12 protein-coding genes and 1 pseudogene are annotated in these 12,431 nt (G+C 72.5%); 11 read left to right on the top strand and 2 right to left on the bottom strand.

The window, feature by feature from the left end; all coding sequences use genetic code 11:
* Nucleotides 1-82: 82 nt before the first annotated feature.
* Together ACQ452_RS04885 and ACQ452_RS04890 are read left to right on the top strand one after the other, a co-directional pair.
* Nucleotides 83-2,614, top strand: coding sequence for a bifunctional FO biosynthesis protein CofGH (locus ACQ452_RS04885; protein WP_433390225.1), 2,532 nt, complete (start codon nt 83-85; stop codon nt 2,612-2,614).
* Nucleotides 2,615-3,581: 967 nt separating this feature from the next.
* Nucleotides 3,582-3,839, top strand: a complete 258-nt coding sequence (locus ACQ452_RS04890) for a WhiB family transcriptional regulator (RefSeq protein WP_007074725.1) — start codon at nt 3,582-3,584, stop codon at nt 3,837-3,839.
* Nucleotides 3,840-3,874: 35 nt separating this feature from the next.
* On the opposite strand, the gene ACQ452_RS04895 is transcribed toward ACQ452_RS04890, so the two are convergent.
* Nucleotides 3,875-4,324: a metallopeptidase family protein gene (locus ACQ452_RS04895; protein WP_433390228.1), complete on the bottom strand. Its 450-nt coding sequence runs from the start codon at nt 4,322-4,324 to the stop codon at nt 3,875-3,877.
* Between the two features lie 153 nt (nt 4,325-4,477).
* On the opposite strand from ACQ452_RS04895, the gene ACQ452_RS04900 reads away from it, so the two are divergent.
* The 7 genes and pseudogenes from ACQ452_RS04900 to ACQ452_RS04930 all read left to right on the top strand — a co-directional run bounded on the left by ACQ452_RS04900 (nt 4,478) and on the right by ACQ452_RS04930 (nt 10,337).
* Nucleotides 4,478-4,846 (top strand): DUF3499 domain-containing protein, encoded by a 369-nt coding sequence (locus ACQ452_RS04900; protein ID WP_433390230.1) that lies wholly within the window; start codon nt 4,478-4,480, stop codon nt 4,844-4,846.
* A gap of 322 nt (nt 4,847-5,168) precedes the next feature.
* Nucleotides 5,169-5,911 (top strand): annotated as a pseudogene (locus ACQ452_RS04905) (helix-turn-helix domain-containing protein).
* Nucleotides 5,902-6,102 carry a DUF397 domain-containing protein gene (locus ACQ452_RS04910; RefSeq protein WP_433390232.1) on the top strand — a complete coding sequence of 67 codons (201 nt, stop codon included), beginning with the start codon at nt 5,902-5,904 and terminating at the stop codon, nt 6,100-6,102. The pseudogene ACQ452_RS04905 and the gene ACQ452_RS04910 overlap by 10 nt, the downstream one beginning before the upstream one ends.
* 168 nt (nt 6,103-6,270) lie before the next feature.
* Nucleotides 6,271-7,455 (top strand): polyamine ABC transporter substrate-binding protein, encoded by a 1,185-nt coding sequence (locus ACQ452_RS04915; protein WP_433390235.1) that lies wholly within the window; start codon nt 6,271-6,273, stop codon nt 7,453-7,455.
* Nucleotides 7,456-7,460: 5 nt separating this feature from the next.
* Nucleotides 7,461-8,627, top strand: coding sequence for an ABC transporter ATP-binding protein (locus ACQ452_RS04920; protein WP_433393986.1), 1,167 nt, complete (start codon nt 7,461-7,463; stop codon nt 8,625-8,627).
* Complete coding sequence (locus tag ACQ452_RS04925; RefSeq protein ID WP_433390237.1) at nt 8,624-9,478, top strand: ABC transporter permease; 855 nt, start codon at nt 8,624-8,626, stop codon at nt 9,476-9,478. Before ACQ452_RS04920 ends, ACQ452_RS04925 begins: the two co-directional genes overlap by 4 nt.
* 52 nt (nt 9,479-9,530) lie before the next feature.
* Nucleotides 9,531-10,337 carry an ABC transporter permease gene (locus ACQ452_RS04930; protein WP_433390240.1) on the top strand — a complete coding sequence of 269 codons (807 nt, stop codon included), beginning with the start codon at nt 9,531-9,533 and terminating at the stop codon, nt 10,335-10,337.
* A gap of 23 nt (nt 10,338-10,360) precedes the next feature.
* Here the strand turns inward: ACQ452_RS04930 and ACQ452_RS04935 are convergent, their stop codons facing one another.
* A complete protein-coding gene (locus ACQ452_RS04935; RefSeq protein ID WP_433390242.1) occupies nt 10,361-11,593 on the bottom strand; it encodes an SUKH-3 domain-containing protein in 1,233 nt (410 codons plus the stop codon).
* A gap of 74 nt (nt 11,594-11,667) precedes the next feature.
* Here ACQ452_RS04935 and ACQ452_RS04940 point away from each other — a divergent pair, with 74 nt between their 5' ends.
* A complete protein-coding gene (locus tag ACQ452_RS04940; RefSeq protein ID WP_433390244.1) occupies nt 11,668-12,087 on the top strand; it encodes a YbaB/EbfC family nucleoid-associated protein in 420 nt (139 codons plus the stop codon).
* The gene (locus tag ACQ452_RS04945) at nt 12,087-12,425 is read left to right on the top strand and encodes a hypothetical protein (RefSeq protein ID WP_433390246.1); all 339 of its coding nucleotides are present in this window, start codon (nt 12,087-12,089) and stop codon (nt 12,423-12,425) included. Before ACQ452_RS04940 ends, ACQ452_RS04945 begins: the two co-directional genes overlap by 1 nt.
* The last annotated feature ends 6 nt before the right edge of the window (nt 12,426-12,431 follow it).

Raw genomic sequence — 12,431 nt, forward strand, 5'->3', positions numbered from 1 at the left:
CGGGGGTGGCCGGGTGGGTGCGGTTGTGCACGGCGTGGACCGGGCGGGTGGGCGCGGCCGGCTGAGCGCCTAGGCTGGGCGGATGGTTGATCGCACCGTGCCCGGCCCCAGCGACGCGAGCGTGCGGCGGGCACTGCACCGGGCCGCGACGGGACGGGCACTCGACGTCGACGAGGCCGGCGCGCTGCTGGCCGCCCGGGGCGACGCGCTGGACGGGCTGCTCGACGTGGCGGGTGCCGTCCGCGACGCCGGGCTGCGCGAGGCGGGGCGGCCGGGCGTGGTCACGTACTCGAAGAAGGTCTTCATCCCGCTGACCCGGCTGTGCCGGGACCGGTGCCACTACTGCACCTTCGCCACGGTGCCGCACCGGCTGCCGGCGGCCTTCCTCGACCGGGACGAGGTCCTCGCCATCGCCCGGGCGGGGGCGGCCCAGGGCTGCAAGGAGGCGCTGTTCACCCTCGGCGACCGGCCGGAGGAACGCTGGCCGGCGGCCCGGCGGTGGCTGGACGAGCGCGGCTACGACTCCACCCTGGACTACCTGCGCGCCTGCGCGGTGGCGGTGCTGGAGGAGACCGGGCTGCTGCCGCACCTCAACCCGGGCGTGCTCTCCTGGTCGGAGTTGCAGCGGCTCAAGCCGGTCGCGCCCAGCATGGGGATGATGCTGGAGACCACGGCGACGCGGCTCTGGTCGGAGCCGGGCGGCCCGCACTTCGGCTCCCCGGACAAGGAGCCGGCGGTCCGGCTGCGGGTGCTCGACGACGCGGGCCGGGTCGGCGTGCCGTTCACCACCGGCATCCTGATCGGCATCGGCGAGACCCCCGCCGAGCGGGTCGACGCGATCTTCGCGATCCGCCGCGCGCACCGCGAGTACGGCCACCTCCAGGAGGTGATCGTGCAGAACTTCCGCGCGAAGCCGGACACGGCGATGCGCGGGATGCCCGACGCCGAGCTGCACGACCTGGCCGCCACGGTGGCGGTGGCCCGGGTGCTGCTCGGGCCGAAGGCCCGGATCCAGGCCCCGCCGAACCTCATCGCCGGCGAGTACGACCTGTTGCTGCGCGCCGGCATCGACGACTGGGGCGGCGTCTCCCCGCTGACCCCGGACCACGTCAACCCCGAGCGCCCCTGGCCGCAGATCGACGAGTTGGCCCGGCACACGGAGAAGTCCGGCTTCACCCTGCGGGAGCGGCTGACGATCTACCCCGAGTACGTGCGGGCCGGCGACCCGTGGCTGGACCCGCGCCTGCTGCCGCACGTCGGCGCGCTGGCCGATCCGGCCACGGGACTGGCCGTCGAGGAGGCCCGCCCGGTGGGCCGCCCCTGGCAGGAGCCGGACGAGGCGTACGGCGGCCGGACCGACCTGCACGCCACCATCGACACCGTCGGGCGCACCGGCGACCGGCGCGGCGACTTCGACCACGTCTACGGCGACTGGTCGGAGGTGGCCGACAAGGTGACCGCCGGCGGCGGCGCGGGCACGGACGCCGACCTGCGGGCCGGGCTGCGGCTGGCGGCCGACGACCCGGCGGCGCTGCTCGACGCGCGGCACGAGGCGGCGGCGCTGGCGCTGTTCGCCGCCGACGGGCCGGCGCTGGACGAGTTGTGCCGCCTCGCCGACGACGTCCGCCGGGCGGCGGTCGGCGACGACGTGACGTACGTCGTCAACCGCAACATCAACTTCAGTAACGTCTGCTATGTCGGCTGCCGGTTCTGCGCGTTCGCCCAGCGGGAGCGCGACGCCGACGCGTACCGGCTCTCGGTGGAGCAGGTCGCCGACCGGGCCGAGGAGGCGTGGGCGGCCGGGGCCAGCGAGGTCTGCCTCCAGGGCGGGATCGACCCGAACCTGCCGGTGACCGTCTACGCCGACCTGGTCCGGGGCATCAAGGCGCGGGTGCCGGGGATGCACGTGCACGCGTTCTCTCCGATGGAGATCGTCACCGCCGCCGCGAAGGCCGGGGTGTCCGTGCGGGAGTGGCTGACCGGGCTGCGCGAGGCCGGGCTGGACACCATCCCGGGCACCGCCGCCGAGATCCTCGACGACGACGTGCGCTGGGTGCTCACGAAGGGCAAGCTGCCGGCCGCCGCCTGGGTCGACGTGGTCGCCACGGCCCACGAGCTGGGCATCCGCTCCAGCTCCACAATGATGTACGGCCACGTGGACCATCCGGGGCAGTGGCTCGGGCACTTCCGGGTGCTGGCCGGGGTGCAGGACCGCACCGGCGGGTTCACCGAGTTCGTGGCGCTGCCGTTCGTGCACACCAACGCGCCGATCTACCTGGCCGGCATCGCCCGTCCGGGGCCGACGTGGCGGGAGAACCGGGTCGTGCACGCGATGGCCCGCCTGCTGCTGCACGGCCGGATCGACAACATCCAGTGCTCGTGGGTGAAGCTCGGCGACGAGGGCACGGCGGCGATGCTGCGGGGCGGCTGCAACGACCTGGGCGGCACACTGATGGAGGAGACGATCTCCCGGATGGCCGGTTCCGGCAACGGCTCGGCGCGTACGGAGGAGCAGTTGATCTCCATCGCGTCGGCCGCCGGACGACCGGCCCGCAGGCGCACGACCGCGTACGGCAGCCCGCAACCGCCCGGCGCGCCTATCATCGATGGATGAGTTCCGTCACCGACTCGCCCTGGTGGGCGATCGACACCTCGACACCACGGCCCATGCGCCGGTGAGCCGCGCGATCGCCGGCCTGCGGGCGGGTGAGGGCGCGGCCTGGTTCCCGGCGGAGCGTCCTCTGTCAACCTGAACTCGCCGACGGCGCCGTCCCCCACGCGATCATCAGGTCCTGGGCCGCTGCTGCCCGGAACCGCGCCGAGGCGCGGGCGTCGCGGCACTGAACCAGGCCGGGTCCGGCCGCGACCCGGCTCGGATCTGCGGCCTGTCGCGTCGGGCCTGACGCCGGTCGGGGCGGCCGGGCGGGAATCGACGCGTGTGCAGAGTCTCCACACCGGATGCCGGCCCGGGTCGGCCGGGTCGGGCCGCCCCGGGCGCCGTCCCGCGTACCGCCTGATGGGACGGTGGAGCGGCGCGCGGCGGGTTTTGTCCGTACCGGAGCGGTGGCGTGGTTCGCGCCGGTGAACGGCGTTGCGGCGCCGTCGCACGAGCCGGGGCCGCCGCCGCTTCGCCACCCGCAATCCACATCGTGGACAGAGATCCGTCGCTGTCTCCGGCTCGACGGGCGGTGCGCGCCGACTCGCGTTACCCTGTGGCCCACCAAGATCAACGGGTTCGGTGGGTGTGGGCCGGGGGTCGTCCGGCGGCCTTCCCCGGCCGGCCGGCCGGGGAGCGCCACGGCAGAAAACTCGGGCAACTCGCCGGGGAGGGCGTTACTCGGCCGGGGTCTGAATCGATAGGGCAGGTTGCGAGGGCCGGGTGGTCGCAGGACCGTCCGGAGTGTTGTCGGGAGGGCGACTCCATTATCAAGTCCGGCTTGACGGCGCACGTATTACACGCGTGTAATTTGAATGGGGTTGTTCGCACGGAAAGCAGCAAATCGGGACCGTACGGACAAGCACGCCTTCCGCGTGGGGGGTTGCAGCGGCGGTGACGCCGGTGCGCGACAAGGAGGCATCTGATGGACGGCCAGCTTGAGGTGGCCGACCTGCTCGGAAACGCGCCGGAGTGGCAGGAGCAGGCGCTCTGCTCCCAGACCGACCCGGAGGCGTTCTTTCCCGAGAAGGGCGGCTCGACCCGCGAGGCGAAGCGGATCTGCTCGCGCTGCGAGGTGAAGACGGAGTGCCTCGAATACGCTCTCGGCCACGACGAGCGGTTCGGAATCTGGGGTGGGCTCTCGGAGCGGGAACGGCGCAAGCTCAAGCGGCGGGCCGCCTGAGCGGTCCCGGGCCGGGGCGGTGGGGGCCGCCCGGCTCAGGCCAACTCGTCGGGGTCCACCCCGAGCAGGTTGGCCACCTGTTCGATGATCACATCGTGCACGAGATCCGCGAGGTCCTCGCGGTCCATCGCACGGAACTCCAGCGGCCGGCGGTAGAGCACGATCCGCGGCGGCACCTCCTGCCGGCCCGGCCGGCCGGGCAGCAGCCGGGCGAGCGGCACCTCGCCGTCCTCCAGCACGTCGGAGTCGTAGACGTTGAGGTCCGGCGGGACGTCCTCCACCGCGAACTCGACCCCGGCCAACTCCTTGGCGAACCGCCGTTCGAGGGCCTCCACCGTGTCCAGCACCAGGTCGTCGAAGACCTCCGCCTTCGTACGCGCCAACGGCACCGTCGCCGGAACCAGCCGCCCGCGCAGCCCGCGCCCGTGCCTGTCGCGGTGCGCGCGCCGGCCGGGGCCGGGGCGGCGGTGTTCCGGGCTCGTCATGAGGGAAAGGTTAGCGCCCGTACCGACCTGGCCTGCGGCAGCGCCACCGATCCGGCGCGGCGCGGCCACGCCGACCGAACTGTGATCTCCGCGACGGGCGTGTCGCAACGCGAAGAAGTGCGCCGGACCCGGTAATGGGGATACCCTGCCGCCGTGAGGTCCCCACGGCGCTGCTCCCGTAACGCCTGCCCCCGGCAAGCGGTCGCCACGTTGACCTATGTCTACAACGAGTCGACAGCGGTGGTCGGCCCGTTGGCGGCGTTCGCCGAGCCGCACACGTACGACCTCTGCGAGCCGCATGCCCGGAGCCTGACGGCGCCGCGCGGCTGGGACGTGGTCCGGCACGAGGGCGAGTTCGAGCCGCCGCCGCCCACCACCGACGACCTGGTGGCCCTCGCCGAGGCGGTCCGCGAGGCCGCCCGCCCGGTGGCCCCCCGCCCGCCGGACGGCGACGCGAAGCTGAACCAGGCCCCCCAGCCGGGCCGCCGGGGCCACCTGCGCGTCATCCCGCCCCACCACTGACCCCCTGCGCCCCGCCCGCCGTCGACCTGCGAGGTCGGCGGCGCTGCCGGGCGGCCCCGGTCCGGCGCGCGGAAGCCGGCGGTGCTGTCACCGCCCCGGGCGCGTCGGCGGCGGTGCTCCGGAGCCGCGCCGCCTCCCGCAAGCCGGGCGGGCGGGGAGGCGGGACATCCTCGGGCCCTTTCGGCGCACCTGAGATGCCCGAACAGGTCCGGCCCCGACACGCCGACAAACGGCAGACGCGAGCACGAAGCGTGGCTATCGTCCGCCGCAGCGTGAGCGCGGACGAAGGAGGCCGACGGTGAACGAGGTGCTGCGGGTGTCGATGGCCGAACGGGGGGAGACCGCCGAGTCGCTGGCGGAGAAGGTCGGCGTCGACCCGAAGACGGCGGGCCGCTGGCTCAGCGGCGGTCGCATCCCGCACTGCCGGACCCGGCTCGCGGTCGCCGAGGTGCTCGGTCGGGACGCCGCCGAGCTGTGGCCCGAGCCGTACCGCCGACGCGACCTGCCGTGGTTCCGCCCCTGGGCCGAGCTGGAACAGGACGCCGTCGCCATCCGGTCGTACCAGCCGCTGCTCGTGCCGGGCCTGCTCCAGACCGAGGGTACGCCCGCGCGGTGCTGGCCACCGGCGGCCTGCTCCCGGCGGCCGAGGTCGACGAGATCGTGCGCGGCCGGCTGGCCCGGCAGGCGATCCTGGCGCGGGAGGCCCCGCCGCAGCTCGTCGCCGTGATCGACGAGGCGGTGCTGCGCCGGCTGGTCGGTGACCGGGCGGTGATGGCCGGGCAGTTGTCCCACCTGGTTGCCGTCACCGCGCAGGAGCACGTGCAGGTCCGGGTGATCCCCGCCGAGACGCCGTGGCACACCGGGCTCGCCGGGCCGTTCGTCCTGGTCCGGCTGCCCGACGGCGCCGAGACGGCCTATGTGGACAACCAGCTTCGCGGTCAGGTGGTGACCGAGAGTGTCGACATTGCTATCCTGGGCGCGAGATGGGAGAGCGTCGCCGGCGAGGCGCTGCCGCGACGCCGGTCGATCGAGCTGATCAGGGAAGTGGCGACGACATGGACATGACCGACGCCCGCTGGCGCACCGCGACCCGCAGCAGCAACAACGGCGGCGACTGCGTCGAGGTGGCCGACAACCTGCCCGGCCGGGTGCTCGTCCGGGACAGCAAGGACCGCGTCGGTGGCACGCTCGCCTTCGGCCCGGACGCCTGGCGGGCGTTCGTCGGGTCGGTCGGTCGACCCGGGAGCGCCGGCTGAGGCCGTACCCAGGGGTGTGGGTCTGATTGCACCGCTCCGGCGGCGGGTTTCCCTGGCTTGTCGGGATGAACTGCTCATGTCAGGATCAGGCGTTCTCCATACCTGATCTTCCGTCGGCGTGCCCACCCCCGCCCGCCCGCCGACGATGAGCCCGAAGGAGTCGTCCCCATGCGGGCTCCCCTACGGCCCCTCACCCGGCGCGGGCTGCTCACCGGCGCCCTCGGCTCGGCCACCCTGCTCGCCGCCGGTGGCGCGCTGGCCGGCTGCGGCACGCCTGCCGCCACCCGCCCGGCGGGCGACTGCGTCAGCGAGGACCTGTCCGGCACCGAGAAGACGCTGACGTTCTCCAACTGGCCGCAGTACCTGGACGTGGCCGAATCCGACTCCGCCAAGCGGCCGACGCTCGACGCGTTCGTCGCCAGGAGCGGCATCCGGGTCACCTACACCGAGGACATCAACGACAACAACGAGTTCTTCGGCAAGGTCCAGCACCAGCTCCGGCAGTGCCAGTCGACGGGACGGGACATCATGGTCCTCTCCGACTGGATGTCGGCCCGGTTGATCCGGCTCGGCTGGGTCCAGCAACTGGACGCCGCCAAGCTGCCCCACGTCGAGGCCAACCTGCTGCCCGCGCTGCGCCGGCGCTCCTTCGATCCGGCGAACGAACTCGCCATCCCGTGGCAGTCCGGCCTGGCCGGCCTCGCCTACAACGGCCGGGTGACCAGGGAGATCCGGACCGTCGACGAGCTGCTGACCCGCCCCGACCTCAGGGGCCGGGTGACCGCCCTGGCCGAACTGCGGGACACGATGGGCCTGCTGCTCCAGTCCAACGGCCATGACCCGGCGAACTTCACGGCCGCCCAGTTCGACGACGCCCTCGCCAAGCTGAGGAAGGCCGTCGACTCCGGTCAGATCCGCAGGTTCACCGGCAACGACTACGCACCCGAGCTAGCCAGGGGCGACATCGCCGCGTGCATCGGCTGGTCCGGTGACGCCATCCAGCTCGACTTCTCCGACGACAAGATCAAATTTGTGGTGCCCGAATCCGGGGCCATGATCTGGTCGGACAACGTGGTGGTGCCGAACGCGGCGACCCACAAGGGCAACGCCGAGCAGCTCGTCAACTACTACTACGAGCCGGCGGTCGCCGCCCGGCTCGCCGCCTACGTCAACTACATCTGCCCCGTACAGGGCGCCAGAGCCGAGATGGAGAAGATCGACCCGGCGCTGGCCGCCCACCCGCTGATCTTTCCCGACGACGCCCTGCTCGCCAGGACCACTGTCTTCATGACGCTCGACGAGAAGCAGGAACGCGAGTACGAAGGCAAGTTCCAGCAGGTCATCGGGGCGTGAACGGAGTGCGCGGGACGACCGCGGTACGCGCGGAACCAGCCGGCGACCTGCGGCTGGTCGCCCTCAGCAAGCGCTTCGGCAGCGTCACCGCGGTGCACGAGATCAGCCTGACCGTCCCGCAGGGATCCTTCTTCGCCCTGCTCGGGGCGTCCGGCTGCGGCAAGACCACCACACTGCGCATGATCGCCGGCCTCGAGGAGCCGACCGGCGGGCGGGTGCTGCTCGGCGACCGGGACGTCACCCGGCTGCGCCCGCACCAGCGGCCGGTCAACACCGTCTTCCAGAGCTACGCGCTCTTCCCGCACCTGGACGTCTTCGAGAACGTGGCGTTCGGCCTGCGCCGGCGCGGCATCCGCTCCGTCGCCGACGAGGTCGCGGGAATGCTCGCGCTGGTGCAGCTCGACGGCTACGGCCGCCGCCGACCCGCCCAGCTCTCCGGCGGGCAACAGCAGCGGGTCGCCCTCGCCCGTGCCCTGGTCAACCGCCCGCAGGTGCTGCTGCTCGACGAACCGCTCGGCGCGCTGGACCTGACGCTGCGCCGCCGGATGCAGGTCGAACTCAAACGCATCCAGACCGAGGTCGGCATCACCTTCGTGCACGTCACCCACGACCAGGAGGAGGCCATGACGATGGCCGACACCGTCGCGGTGCTGAACGCCGGCCGCATCGAGCAACTCGGCGCACCCGCCGACCTCTACGAGTATCCGGCGACGGCGTTCGTGGCGAACTTCCTCGGCCAGTCCAACCTGCTCGCCGCCGAAGCCCACGGCACGGGCGGCAACGAGGTGGCGGTGACCGCGTACGGCCGTCGTTTCTCGGTGCCCGCCGGCCGGTCCCGGGCCGAGCGGGGGCCCGTCCACCTGGGCGTACGCCCCGAGAAGCTGCACCTGGTCGACTCCGTCGACCAGGTGCCCGCCGGGTGCCAGCACGTCACGGCGAGCGTCACCGACACCTCCTACGTGGGGGTGAGCACCCAGTACCTGCTGCGCACCGACTGGGGCGGCGAACTGTCGGCCTTCGTGGCCAACAACGGCGCGAGCGGGCCACTGCCGGTGGGCGCGTCGGCGGTGGCGTACTGGGAGCCGCGACACGCCTTCCTGCTGCCCCGCGAACCCGCCGAAGCGGACCGCACCACACCGGTACGCGCCGAGCCGCCGCGCGCGACGTCGTGAATGGGCGGCACCGGCTCCTGCCGTACCTGCTGCTGCTGCCCGCGGTGGCCTGGCTGCTCCTCTTCTTCGCGGTGCCGCTGCTCCAACTCGCCGCCGTCAGCCTCTACGACCCCGCCGGCTCGCTCGCCACCGGATACACGATGAGCTGGGCGTTCGGCAACTACCCCGACGCGCTCGCCGCGTACTGGCCGCAGTTCGTGCGGTCCTTCGGCTACGCGGGCACCGCGCTGGTGCTGGCGCTGCTGGCCGGCTACCCGCTGGCGTACGTCATCGCCCGCAAGGCCGGCCGGTGGAAGAACCTGCTGCTGGTCTGCGTGGTCGCGCCGATGTTCACCAGCTTCCTGGTGCGCACGCTGGCCTGGAAGACGATCCTGTCGGACACCGGCTGGCTGGTCGGGCTGCTGCGCGACGTGCACCTGCTCGCCCCCGACGGCCGGCTGCTGGCCACCCCCGTCGCGGTGGTGCTCGGCCTCACGTACCACTTCCTGCCCTTCCTGGTGCTGCCCCTGTACGCGAGCCTGGAGCGGCTGGACCCCCGGCTGCTGGAAGCGGCCGGTGACCTCTACGCCAGCCCGCTGCGGGCGTTCCGGCGGGTCACGCTGCCCCTGTCGACGCCCGGCCTGGTCGCCGGCACGCTGCTGTTCTTCATCCCCGCCAGCGGCGACTACATCAACGCCGAACTGCTCGGCACCCCCAACGAATACATGATCGGCAACGTCATCGACTCGGCGTTCCTGGTCCGGCTGGACTACCCGCAGGGTGCGGCACTGTCGTTCCTGCTGATGGCGGCGATCCTCGCGGTGGTCTTCGGCTACCTGCGCCGAAGCGGCAGTGCGGAGGTGCTCCGGTGAGCGCGCGCGGGACGGCGGGGCACGACCTCGCGGTCCCGGTCGCGGGGCCGTCGTGACCGCACGGATCGCGCGCTGGCTGGCCGACCGCTGGGTGACGGGTGTGGCGCTGCTGGTGCTCGGCTACCTCCTCCTACCGGTCGGCGTGGTGGCCGCGCTGTCGTTCAACCGCCCCGCCAACCGCCTGTCGTACGACTTCGACGAGTTCACCCTCGACAACTGGCGCAACCCGTGCGCCACCTCGGACATGTGCGACGCGGTGGTGCGCAGCGTCCAGATCGGCTTCATCGCCACCGTGGTCGCCACGGTGATCGGCACCCTGATGGCGTTCGCGCTGGCACGGCACCGCTTCCGTGGCCGGGCCGGAGCCCAGGTGCTGATCTTCCTGCCGATCGCCACCCCCGAACTGGTGCTGGGCACCTCGCTGCTCGCCCTCTTCGTCTCCGCCGGGGTGCCGCAGGGCTTCTGGACCATCGTCGTCGCGCACGTGATGTTCTGCGTGTCGTTCGTGGTGGTGACCGTCAGGGCGCGGCTGGCCGGGATGGACCCCCGGCTGGAGGAGGCGGCGATGGACCTCTACGCGAGCGAGTGGCAGACCTTCCGGCGGATCACCCTGCCGCTGGCGATGCCCGGCATCGTGGCCGCCGCGCTGCTCGCGTTCTCGCTGTCCTTCGACGACTTCATCGTCACGAACTTCAACGCCGGCACCACCGTCACGTTCCCCATGTATGTCTGGGGCGCCGCCCAGCGGGGCATTCCGCCGCAGGTCAACGTCATCGGCACCGCGATGTTCGCGGCGGCGCTGCTGCTGGTGCTGGCCGGCACCCTACGGGCCCGCCGGGAAGCCCGCCGGCCGCAGTGACCGTCCGACATGGCCCACGGTGCTCACCAGGTGCCGTCGTCGTGGACGCGGGCGGGGGCCCGGCCGAGTAGCAGGGTGGTCAGCGCGGCGTCGATGTCCTCGCCGAGAAACCACTCACCGGCCTGGTCCAACGCGAAGACCCGACCCCGCTCGTCGACGGCGAGGATGCTCTCCTGCCGTTCGGTGCCGATGGGAAAGAGCCGTACGCCGAGCACCGCGGCGAAGTCGGCCAGCGTGTCCGCGGTGTGTGCGACCTGCCGGGGGCGGATGTCGAAGCGGGAAATCCACACCTGTTCGCCCGGGCCGCGCCTAGCGCCCACCAGGCTCGGATAGGCGGTGAGAGTCGACAGGACCGCCGGAAAGTCCGCATGGGCGGACATCGCACCCTTGACGGCGCTGACGTCCCTGATGGCCGAGAGGGCCACGATCTCGTTGCCGAAGTGGATCCGCCAGCCAGCCGCGACGAGGGCCTGGGCGACGTCCGGCGGAAACCGTCCCGGGGCGGGGTCAGGCTGGGGGTCCGGGTACCACGGGATCGTGAAGGCCCGGTCGGACCAGGGCAGGACATTGAACTCCACGAGGATGTCGACACACGAGTCGCAGGGCCGGTCGGAGAGCCCGGCATTCGGATCGCCCGGCTCACGCACCCGGTAGGCCTCGAATCGGCAGGTCTGCAGGATGTCCTTCGCGTCGGCCATGCCGAGCGGTGCGATCCCCTCGACGGCGCGGCGGTGGTCGTAGTGGTGCAGGACGTCGGAGACGACGATGAGTTCGGCGTGTCTGTCGCCACCGCGTACGAGGTGTCCGGGCGGCAGTTCGTCGAGGAAGGTGCGCACGAGGGGGTGGTGGTGCAGTGCGATGTCGCCCTTGGCCCCGTGTGCGCGAAACAGCCGTCCGTCGACGGTGAGGTGTGCCGCCGTGTCGGGGGTCGGCAGCCGGTGCAGTTCGCGGAGGAGCTGGCCCGCCGGGTCGACGGTGCGAGGGACGGGTGGGCCCGGGGGCCGGCTGCGACGGTACATCTGTGTCACGACGTCGACGGGCACGCGCGGCCAGGTGGTGACCTCCCCGCTGAGTTTGTCGACGACTGTGGTCGGCAGGTCGCCGGGGACCGTGCTGGCCTCGACGGGGACGGCAGAGGTGATGACGTAGCCGAGGTCGAACTCGTCGACCGTCGGGCGGCATTCGTGTCCCAGGCGCTGTGACTCGCGGCGGGCCCAGACGGTGGCGAGTTGTTCGGCCTGTTGGCGATCGATCACGGTGTGAAAGTACCGGACCCCGCGAATCGATGGCAGCCGGTATGGTTCGCCCTACCGACGGTGACCGGGGGAGGGTGACGTTGGCCGGAAGTGTGGACCGCGACGCGAATCAGGCGCTGCGGGCGCGGTTCGACGAGGTGTACGGGGACTATCAGCGGCTGAGGTCCGGTCTGGACGAGCTGCGCGGCCGGCTCGTCGAGCTGCGGGTGGTCGAGCGATCCGACGACGGCCAGGTGACGGTCACGGCCGGCGCGCGGGGCGAGGTGACCTCGGTGGAGTTGCATCCCTCCGTCTTCGGTGACCGGGACGCGAGAGCGTTGGGCCGGAAGATCACCGCTACGGTCCACCGGGCCGCCGCGGCGGCGGTCGCCGCCACCCAGGAACTCGTGGCCGGCTACCTGCCCGCCGGCTCCGGTACGGCTGATTTCCTGCGCACGGGCGACTTCGACTCCTTGTTGGGTCGGGCCGACGCCGTCCTGCGCCGGAGCGAGTGATGGACGGTCAGCTCTTTCTGGACCCGCAGCGCGCCCGGCGCGGGGGCACCGACCTCTCGCTGTCCGGCGAGGCGATCACGGCCCGCCGCCGCGAGGTGGGCGGCGCGATCGCGGCGGCGAGCGCGCCGTCACCCTGGGGCAAGGACGACATCGGGGCCGCCTTCGAGCAGAAGTACCGCGGTTTCGAGGAGCTGGTCCTGCGTGCGTGGGAGGGCGTGGGCCGGCACCTGGAGGGCCTCGGCGCCGACGTGGTCCGTTCGGTGGACGCGAACGTGCGCGCGGACGCCGCGAGTGCGGGCCGGCTCGGCCGTGTCGACGACCGGCATCAGCAGCGCTGATCCGCT

Origin of the sequence: Micromonospora sp. KLBMP9576 (assembly GCF_050941805.1) — a bacterium.
In the GTDB taxonomy this organism is placed as follows: domain Bacteria; phylum Actinomycetota; class Actinomycetes; order Mycobacteriales; family Micromonosporaceae; genus Micromonospora.